Source organism: Helicobacter monodelphidis (assembly GCF_003288845.1).
Lineage (GTDB): Bacteria > Campylobacterota > Campylobacteria > Campylobacterales > Helicobacteraceae > NHYN01.
On sequence record NZ_NHYN01000003.1, the window covers coordinates 85,845 to 106,676 of the forward strand.

20 protein-coding genes and 4 tRNA genes are annotated in these 20,832 nt (G+C 36.3%); 6 read left to right on the plus strand and 18 right to left on the minus strand.

Annotation, left to right across the window (positions count from 1 at the left end; translation table 11 throughout):
- Positions 1-94: 94 nt before the first annotated feature.
- Both CCZ01_RS02270 and CCZ01_RS02275 read right to left on the minus strand, forming a co-directional pair.
- Positions 95-892: an OmpA family protein gene (locus CCZ01_RS02270; protein ID WP_112051619.1), complete on the minus strand. Its 798-nt coding sequence runs from the start codon at positions 890-892 to the stop codon at positions 95-97.
- Positions 893-904: 12 nt separating this feature from the next.
- Positions 905-1,669, minus strand: a complete 765-nt coding sequence (locus CCZ01_RS02275) for a motility protein A (protein ID WP_112051620.1) — start codon at positions 1,667-1,669, stop codon at positions 905-907.
- A gap of 134 nt (positions 1,670-1,803) precedes the next feature.
- Between CCZ01_RS02275 and glmU the strand changes: the two genes are divergently transcribed.
- The 6 genes from glmU to CCZ01_RS02305 all read left to right on the plus strand — a co-directional run bounded on the left by glmU (position 1,804) and on the right by CCZ01_RS02305 (position 3,786).
- Entirely contained in the window at positions 1,804-3,117 is a 1,314-nt protein-coding gene (glmU, locus tag CCZ01_RS02280; protein WP_112051621.1) for a bifunctional UDP-N-acetylglucosamine diphosphorylase/glucosamine-1-phosphate N-acetyltransferase GlmU, read from the plus strand.
- A complete protein-coding gene (gene thiS / locus CCZ01_RS02285; RefSeq protein ID WP_112051622.1) occupies positions 3,114-3,323 on the plus strand; it encodes a sulfur carrier protein ThiS in 210 nt (69 codons plus the stop codon). The genes glmU and thiS overlap by 4 nt, the downstream gene beginning before the upstream one ends.
- Before the next feature lie 103 nt (positions 3,324-3,426).
- Positions 3,427-3,502: transfer RNA gene (locus tag CCZ01_RS02290), tRNA-Lys, on the plus strand.
- A gap of 19 nt (positions 3,503-3,521) precedes the next feature.
- Positions 3,522-3,596, plus strand: a tRNA-Glu gene (locus CCZ01_RS02295).
- Between the two features lie 32 nt (positions 3,597-3,628).
- Positions 3,629-3,704, plus strand: a tRNA-Val gene (locus CCZ01_RS02300).
- Between the two features lie 5 nt (positions 3,705-3,709).
- Positions 3,710-3,786 (plus strand) — tRNA-Asp (locus CCZ01_RS02305).
- A 523-nt stretch (positions 3,787-4,309) separates the two neighbouring features.
- On the opposite strand, the gene CCZ01_RS02310 is transcribed toward CCZ01_RS02305, so the two are convergent.
- The 16 genes from CCZ01_RS02310 to ggt all read right to left on the minus strand — a co-directional run bounded on the left by CCZ01_RS02310 (position 4,310) and on the right by ggt (position 20,758).
- Positions 4,310-4,564 (minus strand): hypothetical protein, encoded by a 255-nt coding sequence (locus CCZ01_RS02310; protein WP_112051623.1) that lies wholly within the window; start codon positions 4,562-4,564, stop codon positions 4,310-4,312.
- Positions 4,539-4,931 (minus strand): flagellar export chaperone FliS, encoded by a 393-nt coding sequence (fliS, locus tag CCZ01_RS02315; RefSeq protein WP_112051624.1) that lies wholly within the window; start codon positions 4,929-4,931, stop codon positions 4,539-4,541. Before fliS ends, CCZ01_RS02310 begins: the two co-directional genes overlap by 26 nt.
- Before the next feature lie 41 nt (positions 4,932-4,972).
- Entirely contained in the window at positions 4,973-7,144 is a 2,172-nt protein-coding gene (gene fliD, locus CCZ01_RS02320; protein WP_112051625.1) for a flagellar filament capping protein FliD, read from the minus strand.
- 50 nt (positions 7,145-7,194) lie between these two features.
- The gene (locus CCZ01_RS02325; RefSeq protein ID WP_112051626.1) at positions 7,195-7,593 is read right to left on the minus strand and encodes a flagellar protein FlaG; all 399 of its coding nucleotides are present in this window, start codon (positions 7,591-7,593) and stop codon (positions 7,195-7,197) included.
- Between the two features lie 84 nt (positions 7,594-7,677).
- A complete protein-coding gene (locus tag CCZ01_RS02330) occupies positions 7,678-8,913 on the minus strand; it encodes a murein hydrolase activator EnvC family protein (RefSeq protein WP_112051627.1) in 1,236 nt (411 codons plus the stop codon).
- Complete coding sequence (locus CCZ01_RS02335) at positions 8,910-9,737, minus strand: cell division FtsX domain-containing protein (RefSeq protein ID WP_112051628.1); 828 nt, start codon at positions 9,735-9,737, stop codon at positions 8,910-8,912. The genes CCZ01_RS02330 and CCZ01_RS02335 overlap by 4 nt, the downstream gene beginning before the upstream one ends.
- Positions 9,724-10,398, minus strand: coding sequence for a cell division ATP-binding protein FtsE (locus tag CCZ01_RS02340; protein WP_112051629.1), 675 nt, complete (start codon positions 10,396-10,398; stop codon positions 9,724-9,726). The genes CCZ01_RS02335 and CCZ01_RS02340 overlap by 14 nt, the downstream gene beginning before the upstream one ends.
- 39 nt (positions 10,399-10,437) lie before the next feature.
- Complete coding sequence (trmB, locus tag CCZ01_RS02345) at positions 10,438-11,631, minus strand: tRNA (guanosine(46)-N7)-methyltransferase TrmB (protein ID WP_112051630.1); 1,194 nt, start codon at positions 11,629-11,631, stop codon at positions 10,438-10,440.
- Positions 11,631-12,857 carry a fibronectin type III domain-containing protein gene (locus CCZ01_RS02350; RefSeq protein ID WP_112051631.1) on the minus strand — a complete coding sequence of 409 codons (1,227 nt, stop codon included), beginning with the start codon at positions 12,855-12,857 and terminating at the stop codon, positions 11,631-11,633. The genes trmB and CCZ01_RS02350 overlap by 1 nt, the downstream gene beginning before the upstream one ends.
- A 34-nt stretch (positions 12,858-12,891) precedes the next feature.
- Positions 12,892-14,835 carry a cache domain-containing protein gene (locus CCZ01_RS02355; protein ID WP_112051632.1) on the minus strand — a complete coding sequence of 648 codons (1,944 nt, stop codon included), beginning with the start codon at positions 14,833-14,835 and terminating at the stop codon, positions 12,892-12,894.
- A 63-nt stretch (positions 14,836-14,898) separates the two neighbouring features.
- Positions 14,899-15,828, minus strand: a complete 930-nt coding sequence (locus CCZ01_RS02360) for a bifunctional riboflavin kinase/FAD synthetase (RefSeq protein ID WP_181566280.1) — start codon at positions 15,826-15,828, stop codon at positions 14,899-14,901.
- Positions 15,797-16,501 (minus strand): 23S rRNA (cytidine-2'-O)-methyltransferase TlyA, encoded by a 705-nt coding sequence (gene tlyA, locus CCZ01_RS02365; RefSeq protein WP_112051634.1) that lies wholly within the window; start codon positions 16,499-16,501, stop codon positions 15,797-15,799. The genes CCZ01_RS02360 and tlyA overlap by 32 nt, the downstream gene beginning before the upstream one ends.
- Positions 16,501-17,025 (minus strand): hypothetical protein, encoded by a 525-nt coding sequence (locus CCZ01_RS02370; RefSeq protein WP_112051635.1) that lies wholly within the window; start codon positions 17,023-17,025, stop codon positions 16,501-16,503. Before CCZ01_RS02370 ends, tlyA begins: the two co-directional genes overlap by 1 nt.
- A complete protein-coding gene (locus CCZ01_RS02375) occupies positions 17,016-18,368 on the minus strand; it encodes a UDP-glucose dehydrogenase family protein (RefSeq protein WP_112051636.1) in 1,353 nt (450 codons plus the stop codon). Before CCZ01_RS02375 ends, CCZ01_RS02370 begins: the two co-directional genes overlap by 10 nt.
- A gap of 76 nt (positions 18,369-18,444) precedes the next feature.
- Positions 18,445-19,032, minus strand: coding sequence for a rhodanese-like domain-containing protein (locus tag CCZ01_RS10795; protein ID WP_258436419.1), 588 nt, complete (start codon positions 19,030-19,032; stop codon positions 18,445-18,447).
- A gap of 61 nt (positions 19,033-19,093) precedes the next feature.
- Entirely contained in the window at positions 19,094-20,758 is a 1,665-nt protein-coding gene (ggt, locus tag CCZ01_RS02385) for a gamma-glutamyltransferase (RefSeq protein WP_112051679.1), read from the minus strand.
- Positions 20,759-20,832: the final 74 nt, after the last annotated feature.

Here is a 20,832-nt window from a genome sequence, read left to right on the forward strand (position 1 = left end):
ATTGGTTGATTCGCGTTAGCAGGAGCCGCAAACACAGAAATATTAATCAGCACCGCACTAAGCAAAAGTACTCTAAAGAATCTTTTTGCAATAGTCATCGCTGGAAACCTTGAAGTGTCTTTTGTAAAATATTCTCCTGAATAACATTCTTAACATCTTGTCCCTCATCAAGACGTTTAGGATAGAAATGCAAATCCACTCTCTCGTTACCTTCCCTACTTTTCGCATCTCTAGCATAAGTGAGAGGATCTTTATCACCACGACCAAATGTAAATATTCTATCAGCAGCAAATCCTTGATCTTTGATAATGCGTGAAACACTCAATGCACGCATTGCAGTAAGAGTTAATTTGTCATTATATTCCGCCTCTGTGGGTAATGGGTTTAAATCCGTATGTCCTCGCACTTCTACATAAACATTATCCGGAAATCTCTTTGCTAAGGCTGCAATTCTGCGGACAAATTGCTCCCCATCAGCATTACGAATATTTACCTTACCGGCATCAAAAAGCAATCCTGCAGGAAGACGCAAAATAAACCCCTCACTACCATCACCTTTAATATCTGAAGTTCCATCGGATACTTGTAGCATTTCTTGCAATTCAATATACAGAGTCTCTACTCTACGCACCTCATCTGAAAATTCCGGCGATGGAATCATCTCTGTTTGTGTTTGCACACGATTCTTGCCGGGTTCTGTTTTTACGCCACCTGGCAGAATGCTCATTGCACCATCAATACTCCCCTCTGCTTCAGAGAGCTTTTTACCATCAAAAGACGCCATTGAAAGCAACAAAATGAAGAATGTCAAAAGGAGACTCATCAAGTCTCCGAATGTCCCTAACCAAGTAGGCAATACATCTGGACAATCACAAGACGGGCATTTTGCCATTCTTTCTCCTTATTATTCAAACTGGCTAATTCTTTGCGAAGGTGGCAAGAAAGATAGAAGTTTTGTTTCCAGATTTCTTGGGTTATCACCTCGTTGAATCGACATAATCCCCTCTAAAACAAGTTGCTTAACAAGTGCTTCATCATTTGCACGTAAAATAAGAATACTATTAATCGGAGAACCAAGAACATTACCAATCAAAGAACCATAAAAAGTTGTAATCAACGCCACCGCCATCGCTGGTCCAATCGCCGAAGGGTCAGACATATTCAAAAGCATTGCCACCAAACCAATAAGTGTCCCAAGCATTCCATATCCTCCTGCTAACGCACCCCAAGTTGAAAAAATACTTGCATTCTCTTTATGTCTTGAAAGGGTTTGGTCCATATCTAATTCCAAAAGCTCACGAATCGTGTCTGCCTCAGCACCGTCAATAGCCATTCCAAGCCCTTTGCGCAAAAACTCATCTTCTTCTTGGTTTGCACTTTGTTCAAGTGACAGGATTCCATCTCTCCTCGCTTGCGTAGAATAGTCCACCATTTTTTTGACAAGTCCGGGAACATCAACTTGTGGTGGCTTAAAAGCAATCATAAAGAACTTAAATGTACCTTTTATGTGCTCCATCTTATAAGAAATCAACAATGCGGCAATCGATCCTCCAAAAGTAATCAACACGGAAGGAATATCAATATAGGGTCCAATTCCAGCTCCAGTCATCATCGCCCAACCTAAAAGAATCCATACCGCCACCATACCAATGACTGATGCTATATCCATACGCTAAACCTCTCTTTGGTTTAATTTTCTATAAAAATTATAGTGTAAAATTAGGAATTATATAGGTAATTGTGTTAAAATCATCTAAAGCTAAGAGCAATTTTTTTGAGTTTTTTTATCGAGAAGGAGAATATATGCGTAATTGTTCAATTGTGATTTTAGCAGCAGGTATGGGAAGTCGAATGAAGTCCTCTACGCCTAAAGTTTTGCATCAGATTTGTGGGCGAGAAATGCTTTATTATAGCTTAAAAGAAGCATTAAAAATAAGTGATGATGTGAGCGTTATACTTTATCATTCAGCAGATAAAATACAAGAAGTTATGCAACAACATTTTCCAAAAATTCGTTTCATCAGACAAGATTATGAGAATTATCCCGGAACAGGTGGTGCGATTATATCTTTTTTAAAATCTTATACACCTAGATACCCCTCTTTGTTAATTTTAAATGGTGATATGCCTTTGGTGCAAGCAGAAGAATTGCAACAATTTTTAGATACAAATGCAGAAATTGTAATGAGTGTATTGCGTTTGCAAAAAGGTGATGGCTATGGACGTATTATTATGCAAAATGGGCAAGTTAAGGGCATTGTGGAAGAAAAAGATGCAACATTAGAGCAGAAGAAAATCAATATTGTAAATGCGGGAGTGTATCTTATTTCTTGTGAGGTGCTGCAGAGATTCCTACCTTGCTTGAACAACAACAATGCACAACAAGAATATTATTTAACAGACATTGTGAGCTTAGCTTTAGAGAAAAAAATTTTACTTCAACCGCTAGAAGTGAAAGAGGAGAATTTTAAGGGTGTTAACACAAAACTTGACTTAAGCATTGCAGAAGAAATTATGCTTGAACGTATTCGGAATTATTGGTTAAATGAGGGTGTGATTATGCATCAAAAAGAGAGTATTTATATCGATGAACGTGCTGAATTTATCGGGGAATGCGAAATTGAAGGGGGTGTAAAGATTTTTGGGAATTGCAAAATTATTGACTCGATAATTAAGGCACATAGTGTTGTAGAATTCAGTGAAATTGCCCATAGCGATATTGGTCCCTTCGCACACATTCGCCCTCAAACACAAATGATTAATACACATATTGGAAATTTTGTAGAAGTCAAAAAAGGTATTTTAAAAGGTGTAAAAGCCGGGCATTTAAGCTATCTTGGAGATTGTGAGATTGATGAGGGGAGCAATATTGGTGCGGGTGTGATTACTTGTAATTATGATGGCAAACAAAAACATCAAACAAGAATTGGAAAAAATGTTTTTGTAGGTAGCGACACACAACTTGTTGCACCCATTAATCTTGCTGATGATGTTTTAATTGCAGCTGGAAGCACAATTACAACTGATGTTCCTCAAGGGTCTTTGGCTATTTCTCGCACAAAGCAAAATCATAAGGAAAATTTCTTTTATACATTTTTTAATAAGGAGAAAAAGTGAATCTTAAGGTAAACGGAAATCAATCAGCAAACTATGAAGAGGGTATTTCATTGCAAAAGCTTATTGAAAAATTGGGGGTAGATTCTAAGGTTTTAGCAGCTGCTGTGAATATGGAAATTGTGAAAAAAGATGCATGGAAAGAAAAAATTTTACATGAAAATGATGAAATTGAATTATTGCATTTTGTGGGTGGAGGAAGTCGATAAAAGGGCTGAATTCTTCTGAAATATTTGTATTTTAGAAGAATTTACCTGCAGTCTTGACAAAAAGAATAAAATCAGATATAATCCAATCCTTGTTTAATCGTTAGACCCGTTAGCTCAGTTGGTAGAGCAATTCCCTTTTAAGGAATGGGCCGTTGGTTCGAATCCAACACGGGTCACCATTCTTTTTGCTAAATTAGTGGCCCCGTCATCTAGTGGTTAGGATACCACCCTTTCACGGTGGCTACAGGGGTTCGAGTCCCCTCGGGGTCACCAAGTTAGTGCAAATTTGATTTTCTGTATTTTTTGGTCGCTTAGCTCAGTTGGTAGAGCGCCACCCTTACAAGGTGGATGTCATAAGTTCGAGTCTTATAGCGACCACCATCTATGGAGCGGTAGTTCAGCTGGTTAGAATACCTGCCTGTCACGCAGGGGGTCGCGGGTTCGAGTCCCGTCCGCTCCGCCACTCTTTTTCACTACATCCATCTTTGTTGGTTTTTTTATCCCTAAATGTCAGCTACTTGGATACTATTGGGTAGTAGGCGATACCTTTTAAAATCCCTTATTTGGATATAGCCAACAAATAATGTTTAGAATACTTTACTATTGCTAAGATGGGATTAATGTTTTGAAATTTACTCGAATATTTTTAGCCTTTAGAACAAGTACTTATCTTGATTATTTCCACAGAAGTAGACATGGAATGTAACATATGATTCTTTTAAAAGTGATGGATTAAATAACAGTAGGGTTGATTTTATCTTTAAGTTTGGTCGTTCTCTCAAGTTCGCATAATCTAAAATATTATTTTTTTCGCTAAACCTAACAATACCCCAAGCTTAAGAGCTAAATTTTAAATGTGAAAATGGTTGTATGGCACATTGTGCTTAAAGAGACTTACAAATAACACCACTCGATAAGCAAAGAGTCTATAATAACTGCCCCCCATCGCTTGATTTTGATAAGCGGGGGCAATCGTCTCTCAATAACTAAAACTGCAAAGTAGATTGTCCATAAGGGTTAGTCCTAACAAATTGACGAATCTTACGAATATTATCCATCTTTTCTTTTAGAACACCCTTGCTTTCTTGAAAAATTTCAATTCCCTGCTCTAAATAACTTAAAGCCTCCTCTGCTTTTTCTCGACTTTCAAATTCTTGAGGCAATGCCTCAAAAGCTACAATTAACTTTTCAGGATCACGTTCTACAATAGCGACTTTAAACTGCGTTTCCCAACAACTCATTTGGATGAACCTCTCTCCATGCTTCAAGAAGTCCGCGTGTAACACGAACAACTGTATCAATTTTTGTAACATCATCTTCTACATTGGCTTGAGTAAGAAGTTTAATTTGATGCGTATAAAGCCCAGTGAGGTAATGTGCAACCTCTCCACCTCTCTCATAATCCAACGAACTTAGAAGTTCCGCAAAAATATCGGTAATTCTATTAATGTAATAAATTTTTTTCTCGATATCTTCGTCTTCTATACCCTTTTTCGCCAAAGCACTAAAGCGCAAAATGCCCTCATACAGCATTTCAACAAGTTTTGCTGGCGATTCTACAGATGCCGAACTCTGTGCATAAGCACCATAAGCCTTTCCTTTTTGCATATCCACTCCTTTGCTGCCTTACAAATTCCTAACTTTATCGCTTATTGGTTACCACTCATAGCACCAATCATCGTGCTGATTTGTTGTCCCTGCATTTGATATTTACTAATCATTGCATCATATTTTGACCATTTCTCTTGCATGCTTTCATAGCGGTTGTTAATACGTTCTTCATCAGCTTTCTTGTTTGTGTCAAGTCTATCATAATCACTCTTAAGGGATTGCTCATAAGCTTTAAGAGTACTGAAACTATTCTTTTCATCAAATAGCCCCTTGACGAGTTTGTCAAACTGTGTAAAGATACCTTCAATCTCAACTTTATGACCGCCCACACGTTTATAAACAGGATTACCTTCTTCATCCCTACCTGTCATAATCTCTGTTCCACCAATCAATGCTTCACCACCCTTGAAGAACGCCATAGCTGCTTCTGGATCTTCTTTGTATTTCTTTTGAAGTGTCGCTTTATCTAAAGTCAATTTGCCATCTGAATTAACCTCAATTCCATACTTCAATAAACTCCCATCAGAGCCTGCAGTATAGCTTATAATGTTGGCGAGGCTCGACTTAATATCACGTATAGCAGAATCACCCTGAAAAAGCCCACCAATTTTTGTATCTGGGTCATATTTTGTAAGCTCCTCTAACTTTGACATTAGAGCATTATAAGACTCAACAAATTCTTCCATTTTGTCAAAAATATCTGTTGTATCACTCTTAATGCGTATCATGGACGACTCATCTGCACTATGCTCCTTAGTTAATTCAACACTAATTCCAGAAACAACATCATCAATCGTATTTGTAGGACGCGAAACCTCCATACCATTCCAGCTAAACTTTGAATCCTGTGCAGTTTGAATCTTTGAAAGTTGTAAAGTGTCTTTCAAGAAGGATTCATTAGAAGAATGTTTTCCTGCACTAATCCCCAAAATATTTTGAATAGCATTATTTTGGTTACCTGTATTGCCTTGGTCAAAAGTAACCTGCAAATCCGAACCATCTTTAGTGTCAATCACAAGTCGACCATTCTTCTCAGAAGCAATCAGCTCACCATTTGAATTATTATTAATATAATTAATTGTATTGTAGAGATTTGCTTCTCTTGAGCCTGCGGCATAAACCGTTCCTGTATTAGGGTCAGTATAAGACTGATTCACTACTGCATCAAGATCAATTGTAAGCGTACTATTACCTGCACCCGTTGCACCAAGAGTAATCTTTCCACCAACAGTTCCAGCCCTAACAGTTGTCTGAGATTCAAAGACACTCCCTGAACCAAACTCTCCCGCTTTTAAGCCAATATCTTTTAAAGTATCCACATTAGGGTCAGTATTTTCAAGAGAAATTTTACTTCCTCTTGAGTCATTCAATGTAAACTTCTTTCCATCACCCGTTAAACCAATACTTAAAGTACCATCATCATAAAGGCTCTTCAAATCAGGATCACTACTAAAGGCATCTTGAACCGCTTTTTGCACAGCAGCCGCATTATCCTGTGAACTGTTATTGCTAGGAGTATCAAGGTTAATTGTCAGTTTTTTATCCTGTCCATTCGCATCCTTAACTGTTAAATCAAAAGAACCCTTGATTGCACCACCTTTGACAATATCACTTGTCGTCGATGTTCCAAAATATACGCGATTTGCTTCACCTGTATCCTTAGATTGAATCATCAACTGATAAGGTTGTGCACCACCTGTTTTCATCATAATACCCATCACCTTACCATCAGTTGCATCTGTAATCGCTTGAGCAACCTCACCTACGGTTTGTCCGGGCTTAATGTTGACATTATACTCCTGCCCATCATGCACAAATTTCATATTGCCACCAACAGAAGAGAACACAGAATCACGCGATTCAAATTTTCTACCTACTTGTGTTACATCGCCCTTTGCAAGCTGATGAGTCTCAATTTTAATATCCTGTTCTGCGACACCAGATCCAATGTTTGCCGTTACACCCTCACCTGTTACAGTTGCTGTCCTTTTAAGGTATGCATCCGTATCCAAATAAGATTTAAAACTACTTCCGAAAGTATTAAGCAATGTAACAATCTCTGTTAACGCTGTTTGCTTACTTAAATTTGTTTGCATTTTTTCTGTATAAGGCTTAATGATCCCATTAATCTCTGCATCTTTTAGCTGATCAAGCAATTCACCTGTTAAAATTCCACTACCAATCCCTAAGGCATTAATTGTACCTGCCATTTTGTCCTCCTAAATTTAAGCTATCCCTTCAGATGATGACTCTAGAACGACTACACCTCTTTATTAAAATCAAAAAGTGAGTGATGAAAATCTCGCATTGAAACCATCAAGTTAATCGCCTCTTCGCTAGGAATCTGACGAATGATCCTACCGCTATCTATCTCCCTGACTTCAACATATAAAGCACCAATGTCTTCATCATATGCAAAGGAAACATTCAAATTGAACTGCTCATACTCTACATTAATCTCGTCAATCATCTCTGAAAGCTGTTGCTCTGAGACTTCATCACTAATATCGGCAACCTCTGAAAAACCTTTAGGGAAATTTGTAATTTTCCCCTCACTCCTAGCTAAATTACCATTATCAATACTACTCATATTAGCTGAAGCTCCATTTTTCACGGAACTCTTAATAGTACCTACTGCTCCATAGTTAGTCATTTCCATAACAACATCCTCCTTGATTTAATAGAGTTACATCAATTATTGCGTATAATAACACACAATCGGTTAAAAATCAAAAAACTTAAATTACTTAATACTAATCAGCTCTAAAGGGTCAATATGAAAATTCTTTTGCGTTACCTCAAGCATTAATTTATTATCAACACTTCCGATGCCATAACCTTTAGGTACTTTTCTACCAACAGCAATATTAGGAGCAATTTTATCTAATTGCGCATACGCAATATGTAAATTATTACTATGTTTAATGATAACAACTTTTTTTAAGAAGGGTGATTCTTTAGCGTAAATCACTTCACCATCAAGAATACTTTTAACGATAGCATTTTTTTGCAATGGTACAAATGTAACAGACTCATTAAAAATTTTCATATTATAGATAGGGTCCTGATATTGCCCAAACTTTTGCTCAATACGATATTTATCTAAAGGTGCGATTGTCTTTTTTCCTGTATATTTTGTTGTTTTCACATTATGATAGGCTGTCGAGACTTGCCTCACATCAATCTTTGGCATACTTTTCATTTTTTCAGCCACTATTGCCTTTTCTTTTTCTCTTGCCTTTTTATCTTCCTCTTCCTCTTTTTTAATATTTAATTCTTGAAGAAGATTCTGCAACTTCTCTCTCTCATTCAACACAGAACTTAACTCTGTGTTATAAGCCTTTAATTCACTTTTTAACGCGATTAATGTTTCTTTATGTCGTTTTTTTGCTTCATCAAGTTTAACTTGTTTTTGATTTTCTTGCTCAATAAATTCTTTTACGGATGTAATACTCTTCTCCGCTTCTTGAATCTGTGTTACAACCTTATCCTGTTGTTTACTTAACTCTTCAATTTTTTTCTTTGAATCCGCACTCAAATGGCGAAAAATATCCTCCTGAATCATATCTTCTTCAGAACCTAAACTGAATTCATCAAGCAAAATCATTAAAGCTAATTCTTCAGATAAATATTTGACCAATTCTCTTTCAATTTCAATACGTTCTGATTCAAATTTAAAAAGTTGCTTATCAAGCATATCCAAATCACCCATACGTTTCTTAACGAGATTCTCATTGCGTTTAATTGCAGCACTTGAAGTTGCAATTTGATTATCTAAAGCCGCAATTTGACGATTATAGCGATTAACCTCAACACCCAGCTTCTCCAATCGACTTTGTAAGGCTTTCTCTTTTCTGATTGTATCTGAAATACCTGTCGTTGTTGTGCCAATTTGACGATCAATATTTGCGGCATTCAAGACAACAAGGAATGCAAAAAAGGAAAGAAATAAATTTACCTTTTTAGTTGCATTAATCATTGCAAACCTTTTCTTCTCTCACGCGTAATTCTTGCAATAACTGCTAAAACAGAAAAATTTGAAATACATAAAGAAGAAACAAGTAAAATAAAAAAATCCGTCTGTGGATAAAAAACATGGCCATGCACACCAATCTCTGAAAAAAGTGTTAACAAAAACCCATGCGAACCAAAATAAATTGTAATACCTGTAAGTAAAAATGTTGCAAGAATGGAGTCCACAATTGCTAAGCGAAACAAAAGCCCATTTCGTAACCAATTAGGTGCACCTAATAAAGTCATAATCTCCATACGCTCTCTATGCTCAAAGTGCCAAACTTCAATTTGCTTAACCATCAGCAACAAACTAACCAAGAACATAGGAATTGCAAAAAAAATAATAGTTGTTTTCAAAAGAAGTAATAAACGATAGATACGATCATGGGCTTTATTAAATGATTCTACGCGTTTAATATCCTTAATTTGTTGAATCTGCTCTGTAATTTGTGCTAATCTTTTTTGGTTTGGAAAATAAGAAAGTGTAATTGAGTAATAATAAGGCAAAACACCTTTTAGACGCTCAATATTTTCTTCGCGTACCTCCCCTTTAAGTTTTTGCACAATCATATCCGAATCAATTTCATTTAAACTTTTAAATTCAGGTATTTTTAAAGCAATATCTTCATCTTTTAATGGACGAGAGGAAGCCACGATAATGGAGTAAGCTTTGCTTAGATTAATCTCATACAAACTTTGCAAACGCATAATACTTAACACAGATTCAAGACTGAATAAAATCGCAATTAAAGGCACAATTAATGCAATATGCCGTTTAAGAGACTTCATGGACTCTTCCTTCTTCTATGTGAAACTGCCGACAATGAATGCCTAAGAATTTCGGATTCATATGCGTTACAACCACAACACTAATTCCCAAAGTCTCATTTGCTCCACGCAAAAGATTCCAGATAATATCGCTTGAGTGTTCATCTAAATTTCCGGTAGGCTCATCAGCTAGAATCATAATCGGATTATGTGCTAATGCCCTTGCCATCGCTACCCTCTGTTGCTCTCCTCCACTTAATTCTAAGGGATAGTTATGTGCTTTGTGGGAAAGTTTAATATGATTAAGAAGTTTTGTTGTTTGCGTACGACACAATTCCTTTGAAAAACCATTAATAATCATCGGCAACATCACATTCCGCTCCACACTCCAATCTTTAATCAATTTATAATCTTGAAACACAATACCAATGTGTCGTCTAAGTGTTTCAATCTCCTTTTCCTTAGGTAATTGCATATCAATACCCAAAATCTCCAATGCTCCGCCATACACTTCCATCTCGCCATAAAGTGATTTGAGCAACGTGCTCTTACCGCTACCGCTAGGGCCGGTAATAAAAATAAATTCTTTCTCCAAAATAGAAAAGGAGGCATCTTTAATTACAGGTTCTTGGCGCTTATAGCCTAAAGCTAATCTTTCTGCAGCTACAATAACACTATTCACTCTCCTCCCCTTTTTGTAAAATTCTTTGTCCGTTTCTCATTATATAGTAGAATGGATAAAACTTTGATGATATTTCTTTAAAATCTGGTGGATTCTCCGATTTGCAGCAAGATTTAAAGGTGGGTTAAAATATTCAGCTGAATCTGGAAAAAGTAGCAAATAGTTGCTTTGAGGCTGTGTAACACTACCAAAACAGAGTTGAATTACTTTGCATTCCGCATTACTAAATAATTGCTGAATAGACAAAAAAGCAGACTCAAAGCATTGTTTAAAAGGCATGAAAGAACCTTGAAAATATTTATAAAGCCCTTGTGCCTCCTCTTTTGTAAAAGAAAAATCTGCTTTTTCTTGTGCAATTTTGACCAACGCGGGACGATACAATATATCAAAAATATTTTTATTTTGCCTAAGCCATCGCTCTTCATATTTACTACACACCGCAATTTTACGATTCTTAAAAATCTCGATATGGCTCTTAGAATCTTGCAAAAACAGGTCTAAACTCTGCCTAAAATATTCCTCATCATCACTTCTTAAATTCAAGATACCTGACGGCTTTAAAACTCGTTTGACTTCCGCCACAAACACATCATTAATTACACGACGATGAAGCTTTTTCCATGGGATTGGAAAATGCACAACAATTTCATCAAGCAACTGATTAGGTAAAACCTCCAGCAATAAACGTGCATCAATGGAAAGAATGCGTAAATTCTCAAGCTGGGAGAGTGTTATTTGTCGCAAAACTTGCTCGATTGAAGGCATATGAATCTCCAAACCAATCCATAAAGAAGAAGGATTTTGCTTAGCAGTTTGCAAGATTCTACGCCCACTTCCAAAACCAATTTCAAGATTTACAGACTCAAAGTGATGGTCGTGTAACTCTTGCAAAAGCGTTTGTACAGAATAGTAAAAATAAGGATTCTCTTCTTCTTGTCGTGGCTTATTTGGGCTTAAATTATGCCTTAAGCAAAAATCTGCATTTATATTTCTAATCTGCATCAAAGCATTTTTCAAAATACCAACCGGTGAAATACGACTTTGTTTATCGCATTTAACTAAAATACCTTCCTTTTTCTGTTGCATTCTCAAAAAAAACCGCTTGCATTGATATTGGACTAAAATCAAAGAATCTTGCGTGTTCTCATCAAAATATTGCCCCAAAAATTGAAAAGATTCTTGCTCAAAAGGCATTTTAGGCAGACGAACAGAAGAAAGCAAGATATGTGGCATTAATGTGCCTCCACTGGAATTTTAATTGTCCTTTTTTTACTACTCACAGATTCAAGCCCATTCTTATCAATAGCAATAACACCATAAAAATAACTCTCTCCCTCACTCACCTCGCTGTCATAAAAATAAGTATTAGGAACAGAAATATACTTCTCTCTTTTTCCAAAAAAACTATCTTCTTGTTTATAAATAGAATACTGCACCGCCCTTGAATCTGATGGACTCCATTGTAACATCACGCGCCCATTTTCATAAGCTAGTCGCGTAATATTTGGAGGAGCTGGACGCGAAAGTGTTCGCCCCTCAATTGCATTGCGTTGCATTTGGCTTTCTAATCCATCTTTATCCACTGCTGTAACAAAATAACCATAACTCACACCATCTTCTTGTGTGGTATCGATAAAGTGCAGTGTATGATTATTTAAATTTGCAATTTCTGTCTCTGTAATTCCGCCCAAAATTTTGCGATAAACTTTATAACCGACAACATCTTGTTGTGTGCTAGGTTGCCAGGAAATTTTAATTTGTCGCGGGAGGTCCATTGATGCTGTAAGCCCTTGTGGAGGGAGAGGGAGAGGTTTTGTCTTTGCAGTTAAAATCGATGTTGGATTAGATTTAATATCATTCGCATTTAACGCATAAATCATATAGTGATATTGGGTATTATCACGCAAACCCTCATCGATATATTCAACCTGCAAACGATTTTCAATCTTTGCCACCCTAACAAACTTTGCCCCTTCCGCACGCATAATCAAATAACCATTCACGCGTGGGTCGGCATGAGGCGACCAAAGCAACTTTACTTTTCTTGGATAATTACTCATCGCTTGTGCATATTCAACCGCATCAAGAACGCCTGTTTTTACAACAATAGGTTCAGAAGCAATAGAGGGACTGCCATGTGCATTAAAGGTTGCAAAGCGATAGATATAAGTCGTATTTGGAGATAATCCTGTATCCACAAAATGCGATGAGAAACGCGAAGGAATTTCAGCTACACGATGAAACTGTCCCCCTTTTGAATCTTTACGATAGATATAATAACCTTGTACAACACCAGATTCTTTGATGCTCTGCCACTCAAACGCTATGCTATCAATATCCGCTATTGATTTCACTTGAGTAACAATGGGTAAATTTGGGTCTGCTTGGGGTTGTGTTTGTGAACAAGCCGTAAAGAAAAAAAGAATACAAGATATAACAGAAAATAAATAAAACTTCATTCTAGCTCCTTAAAATACGATAACTAATACTGAATTAAAGTGCCAAAAAAATTAAAGCGACAACTGTACCCGACAAATTATCCCTTTTAAAAATCTCTCCAAAATGTGCAGCTTGTGCAGAAATCATATAAGGTTTATCCTGAAAATAAGCAATTTCATTTAGGCATTCCCCTGCATGATTAAGAATGTAGCGATTATCAATTTCTAAAATCTCCCCCGCCTTAAAATGTTCATTGCTAGAAGCAATAATTTTACCACCTTTTTCAATCACAATGCCGAAAAGCTCACTTTGGCTGGAAAACATTTCTCTATGAGTTTGCAAAGCTTGACTTAAAATATCATGCAATAAAGATTCAACATTTAGCAAAATTCCTAACCCACCAATCAGCTCTTTTCTTTCTTCGTGTCGTTTATAAGTGGGTGCATAAAGGGTATAGGTTTGTTTTTCTTTATAGAGAGACGAAAAGTCAAAGTTTGATAAATAAGCACTTTTATCCCCTTTTAAAGAACGAACATTCAACAAATGTTCAAAAGGAATACTCTCCCCCACCTGATGAGAAAAATCTCCACGACAAAATTCCTGCGTAATTCCATTATAATCAAAAGAAAAAAGTGTAATATAACTCTCATTTGCCGCGATATATTCTTTTAATGTATGATCTGCATATAAATTCTTTAACTCTAAATACTGCGTATCATTCGCATACCAGCACAAAACACGCATTGTTTTACGCAAGAACCCATCAAGTGAGCTCACAACAGCCTTTGCATAAAAGTCTACTCGAACCAACAAAGAAGAAAACACGCTCATTTTTAAATCCTCAATGGATCGCAAACAAACCCCACCAATTTCTTCGCTCAAAATCCGAATATTATTTAAAATTGGATTCAAGGCATAAGAACGACGTTTTGAAGCAATAATTTCACCATTAATCACCACATCGCTTAAATCCTCATTTAGATTATCCGCCTCCTCCATCACCTCTTTAAGTTCATCTGTAATTAAGGCAGTATCTTGCAGATAAGTTGCATCAATACTCTCTCGTTGGCGACTATCAAAAGCACCCTTCAGTGAAATTGCTACTAAGCTTTTCCATTTCAAATCATAATTCAAATAGGGTAACGGGGAAATCTCCGCTATATAGGGAGTCTTATGAATATAAAATAACCAGTGTTCATCAATATTTTGGGTAACCACCTTTTGGAATGAGGGCAAAACACGTTGATGGCTACTAGCGATTACCTCATCTCTCTCATTCAAAAACGCCATTATCACAGAAGCATTGCTTGCATGATAAAAACTTTTAAAGATAGAATCACTATAGCATTCAAGCTTAATTGCAAAATGCACAACCCCCTTTTGCCCATTCTTATCATACGCAATATACAAATGCAAAGCGTCTTTACAAGCAGAAAAATCCGGTGCAACCAGAGTGTTAAAAATCTTACTTTTTTCATTCAGCACCCGTGCAACAACAGAAGTTTTAGTATTTTTAGGTTGCGGATTTTGTGTGCTGAAAATAATATCCCCCTCCTTGCTTACAATGTTGATTTCTAAAAAATAATCAAAAATTTCCAAAAATTTCTTCAGATAAACACTATGTTCATTTGTGTAAATACCAGAAAGCAGATCATTAAAAGTAGAAGATTCAAGAAAAATTATTGAGGTAGCAGTAATGTTATCAATCACGCGCCCCATCGATCTTGCTATAACCGATGCAGTCAAACCTAAACCACTTGAAAGAATTTTAAAGTGTTGATCCATTAGGGTGGAAATAAGCCTATCTTGCAATTGAGAAAATTTAATGCCTGTTTCTTCCATGTATTGGAATAAATTTTCAGCAATATCTAAGGAACTGATTTTCCCTGTTAAAGTTGTCTTCCGCAAAAGAGAATTTAATGAATAAAAACGACCGCGATAAGTAGAAATTTCATTCATATTGTCTGTCAATAAGTTAACAAGCTGTTTATCTAGCATTAAAACTCCAATGATTCTAAAAATTTAGCCTATTATAACAAAAATAAATTCATAAGAAAAGGTTTAATATTCTCTAGCGAACCAAATATTATAAAAAAGAGAACGATGTTCCCTATGGAATACCTTTGCTTCCAATAGATCAACATTAATTTGTTTCCTTAGATCCTTCAAAGAACTAAACTTACGATTTGCCCGTAAATACTTCAGAAAATGCACCCTTGCATAACTTGATAATTGTGCTTCAGAGAAAAATAGGCTCGCATTGTCTGGAAGATGGTAAAATTCTTCTAAAATCATTGGTGCAAGCAAATGCGTTTCCACCGCAAAATGATGGTCCGTCGTTACACGTTTTCCAATGAAGGTGATAGAAGAATAAAGAGTATCTTTGATTTGCGTATAACTGCAATATACGCCATCTTTAGGAAGTAAAAAAGTATGAATATCTAGATTAATTGTAGGTATCAGCTTTTTTTTACCTAACCCTTGTCCACGAATAATTTTTCCCTCAATCAAATACGCACGTCCCAGAAGTTCATTAGCTTCATAAATTTTGCCCTCCATTAACAGTTGGCGAATGTCTGTTGCATGAATAGCACGTCCCTTATAGTGAATCTCTGGAACAATCTTTACTTCCCCTTTAAAAACCCTTTGAATATCTTCAGCCCCAAAACTCCGATTCTTACCACAGCGAAAATCATAACCAACAATAATTTTTTGAAGACAAGGAAAATTTTGCAATAAAAGAGAAAAAAAATCTTCACCGCTCAAATGCTTGATGGCATCAAATTCTATTGTGAAAATAGGATATGAGGTGAATTCCTGCTTCATCTCACCGGGCGTTAAATTCTCCTGTGCCATATGAATAACAATAATCGCACCGCCCCCATCAAGATACGAAAAAAGCTTCCTATGTGCCCTATGTAATCCATCGAATTTACCAATTACAATTGAGGTAATTGAGCTATCTTGCGATATGGATAAAAGTCTCTTCATTCCCATTCTTTCCTGTTAACATAGAAGATTGCGTACAACATATCTTAAAACCCAATGCAGAAATTTGCCTCTGTATGGATTCTAAAGCAATTAAGCAGGATTGTTTATCCTGCACAACACCTCTTGCATTCCGCTTAACATTCTTACCCACTTCAAATTGTGGCTTAAACAATAAAACTGCCTCATGGCTACAAAGTCGATAAATATCTCCTAAAATATAAGCTAAAGAGATAAAAGAAATATCACAAGTAATGAGCTCAAAGGGGCTAGAATCAAAATGGCGAATATCTGTTTGCTCAAACAAGCACACTTTAGGATTATTTCTTAAATTCTTATGCAACTGCTCTTTACCCACATCAACACAAACCACTTCCAAAGCCCCATAATCAAGCAAAATTTGTGCAAACCCTCCAGTAGAAGAACCAATATCCAACACACGTTTATTGAGAATTTCAATTGGATTATTCTGTAAAAAATTTTTCAGCTTTAATGCCGCACGACTCACATAGATATCAGATTCATCAATTTCAATTTCAGACTTTTTATCTTGAATCTGAAAAGAGGGTCTTAAAACCACTCTGCCACATACCTTAACCTTACCTGACTCAATCAACTCTTTTGCTTTTTGGCGCGAAAAATCATATATTTGTGCTAAATAAAGGTCTAAACGCACTATAAACCTCTAAGGGATTTAAGAGTATTGTTTTTTGTTACATCAAAAATTAAATTGCTTTCCTTTAATCCCTTTTTAAAAAGCGTTAACGTTAGAGGTTGCTTATTTTTTTGTTGTTGTGTTGGAAAAGTAACAAGAAAATACCCTCCCCATGGAGAGATATTTACAAAACCATAATGTGCAACATCGTCCCGATTTAAACGTCGAATAGAAATGGGTTCAATACCATCAAGGCGAATAGAGTATAAGGGGTTCATTAAACCCCTTTTATCTAATTCTAAAGAATCGCTTGTGATATAAATATCCACAAAAAAATACTCTGCTTCCTTGTCAAACTGTTTAGGGTAAGCTTCATTCAAATAAGTAACCAAAAAAACTGCCTCAGTCTGTAAGCCGTTAAGAATTTCACCTTTACGCGTTGATTGAATATGTTTTTCTGCGACGACATCGGGTTGCATAGCATTATGATACACCTCACAACCGGATAAAAACAACAAGCAAAAACAAAACAAAGCTATTCGCACATATGCTCCTTTTGAAGAATTGCCTTTGTGCCGATTTGATAGTAAGAAATTCCAAATTTTTGCATTTTTTGCGGATTGTATTGATTCCGTCCATCAAAAATAACCGGTTTTTTCAATCTCGCTTTAATTTCATAAAAATCGGGACTCCTAAATTCTTTCCATTCCGTAACAAGCACCATCGCATCTGCAGAATCTAATGTCTCATACTTGCTCTTCTTGTATTCAATGCCCTGCAAACCTTTAAAATAAAACTCCTGTGCTTCCTTCATTGCTTTTGGGTCATATACCGCCACCCTAGCCCCAGCATTCAACAATGCATGGATTAAATCGATTGAACTTGCTTCACGCATATCATCTGTTTCAGGCTTAAAGCTTAAACCCCAAATTCCAAACAATCGTCCCTCTAAATGCTTAAAATGGCTTTGAATTTTACGGAATAAGATCTGTTTTTGTGCTTGATTTGTCTCTTTTGTTGCCGTAATCATTTTAGATTCTACACCCACATCTTTAGCAATTTTCTCCAAAGCTTTTACATCTTTAGGGAAACAACTTCCACCATAACCACAACCTGGATAGATAAAGCTATAGCCAATACGATTGTCACTCCCAATGCCAATACGAACTTCATTCACATCTGCACCAACAGCCTCGCAAATATTTGCAATTTCATTAATAAAGCTAATTTTAAGTGCTAGCATCGCATTTGCCGCGTATTTTGTCATCTCTGCACTTCTTACACTCATTTCAATTAAACGATCATGGTTACGAATAAAAGGTGCATACACTTCTCGCATCAACGCGAAAGCTTCTTTTGTTTTTGCCCCCACCACAATACGGTCTGGACGCATAAAATCCTGAATCGCTGCACCTTCTTTTAAAAACTCTGGATTGCTTACAACATCAAAAGAAATATCTATATTGCGTTTGTTTAGCTCTGATCTAATTGTTGATTCAACCTTATCAGCTGTTCCAACGGGAACAGTTGATTTATTCACAACAACCAAAGGGGATTCAAGCAACACACCAATTTCCTTTGCAACACCCAAAACATATTGCAAATCTGCACCACCATCCTCACCCATCGGTGTTCCAACTGCAATAAAAAGAACTTCACAACGACTCAATGCTTCTTTTAAAGAAGTAGTAAAGAGAATCTGTTCACGTTTTTGGTTACGTACAACCATTTCTTGTAAGCCTGGCTCATAAATAGGAACTTCCCCTTTTCTTAAAGCCTGAATTTTCTGCTCATTTGTATCCACACAAACGACCCTATTGCCCATTTCTGCAAGACAAGCTCCACTCACAAGCCCTACGTATCCGCTACCTACAACCGCGATATTCATCTAATTCCCTTAGTTTGAATGATTTAAACAATGCTAAATTATAACATAAGCACAATAAGCATTCATTAATCGAAATTTATAAAGTCCAAAAATCCTCCAAATACTCATCAAGAAAATAAATATTTTTATAACCAGAAAGCACTAAATCATTACCTAGAAGTGATGCCGTATGTCCACTGTAACACTGCAAGAGAATCTTTTTCTCCACATTCTCTTCAATAACTTTTATCAACTTCTCATAGCCATCAATGTGCTCTGCATAAGGTAAATGTCGTTCTAAAAAATCCTGCGTTTGGCGAATGTCCAAAATAACATAATCTTGTGGACAAAAATTGTCAAAGTGCACTGCCTTAGCAAAACTTTGGTTTCGCTTTCCGTAAACTGGTAAGGTAGGGATTACATATTTTTTAAGAATCACTTCTTTAATTTCTACTAATAATTTCTCTGCTGAAATACCCTTCATTTGATACTGGTCGCATTCTTCAAGATTCCCATTTTCTAAATCTTGAATCGTATTTGCACACTGAATCCATAAAAATGAATCATCAATAAAAAAGCGATAATATCGACGATGGAAGAAAAAATACACCTGATTATTGATTATTTGTTCTTCAAAATTATATTTTTTTAGTAAATCTATAATATCCTGCAATGCTTCTTTCATATAACCTCTTGAGAAATTTTACTTAGAAGGGCAGACAATAAATAGCCTGCCCGTCAATATTCTAAAATTCACGTCTTGGGTCAGACATTCCCTGTGTTTCCCCGTCTGGCATTAACATAATTGCGTTAACATCGCCCATATAAGGTTCAACAGAAAGCTTATGCCCCTTTGCTTTAAGTGCATTTACAACATCTTTAGGTGCGGTTTCTTTCTCTACACGAATTTCATCAGGTTGCCATTGGTGATGAAAACGAGGAGCAAAAACTGCTTCACTCACATTCATTCCATGATCAATTACATTCACAATCACTTGCAGAACAGTTGTAATAATGCGAGAACCACCCGGACTTCCTACCACCATAACAACCTTACCATCCTTTAAAACAAGAGTTGGTGTCATAGAACTAAGAGGACGTTTTTTGGGTTCAATCGCATTCGCATCACCACCCACTAAACCATAAATATTTGCAACACCAGGCTTAATGGAAAAATCGTCCATTTCGTTATTAAGTAAGAATCCAGCCTTATCTACCGCCACCGCAGAACCATAAGAGCCATTAATTGTATAAGTTACACTCACTGCATTCCCATCCTTGTCAACAACAGAATAATGCGTTGTATTTGGCTTCTCCAAAGAAATTTTACCCAAACCGGGTTTAATTTTTGTGCTTGAGGTCGCCTTTTTACCAATTTTTGCATAGATTTTTTTTGCGTATGCTTTGTCTATTAGCTTTTCTACAGGCACATTCACAAAATCAGGGTCACCCATATATTCAGAACGATCAGCATAAGCTTGTCGCATCGCCTCCGTCATCAAATGAATAGTATCAGAGCTACCAAAGCCCATTTTTTTCAAATTCGCATTTTCAAGTACATTCAATATTTGAATAACATGCACTCCGCCAGAACTAGGAGGAGGCATAGAAACAATATCATAACCTCTATATGTTCCTTTTACAGGCGTCCTCCAGGAAACTTTATATTGTGCCAAATCTTCTTTTGTGATAATTCCATGATTTTTCTTCATATCTGCTTCAATTAAATCTGCAATTTCACCTTTATAAAATGCATCGCTACCTTGCTTGGCAATAAGTTTAAGTGTTCTTGCCAAATCTTTTTGAACAAATAACTCACCATCTTTATAGGTTTCCCCATTACTCTTTAAAAAATATTTTTTACTTGATTCAAATTTTGCAAATTCATTTTTCATTTCTTTCATTGTCTGTTCTTGACGATAAGAAACAATAAACCCATCATTAGCAATATCAATACTAGGTGAGATTAAATCACCCAAATCCTTCGTACCATATTTTTCAAGCATAGCACTCATTCCTGCCACTGTCCCTGGAACTCCCGCTGCAAGATAGCCAAAAACACTAGAATTTTCGATTGGATTTCCATTTTTATCCAAGTACATATCACGTGTTGCAGCTAAAGGAGCAGTTTCACGAAAATCTAAAGCAATACTTTCACCATTTGCAAGATGAATCAATGCAAATCCACCGCCACCAATGTTTCCTGCCGCAGGATGCACAACGGCCAACGCGTAACCAACAGCTACCGCCGCATCAATAGCGTTCCCACCATCATCAAGAACTTGTTGTCCAATTTTATCCGCTAACGGGTGACTTGACACAACCATTCCTTTTTTTGAATGACTGGGTTCTGGAGCAGCACTCCACAACATCGTCATTGCACTAAGGCAAATCACAAAAATTTTAATCATATAATTCACAACTACTCCTTAACATAATAAAACTACTTCTAATTATAGACATAATTTCCTTAAAGATTTTATCA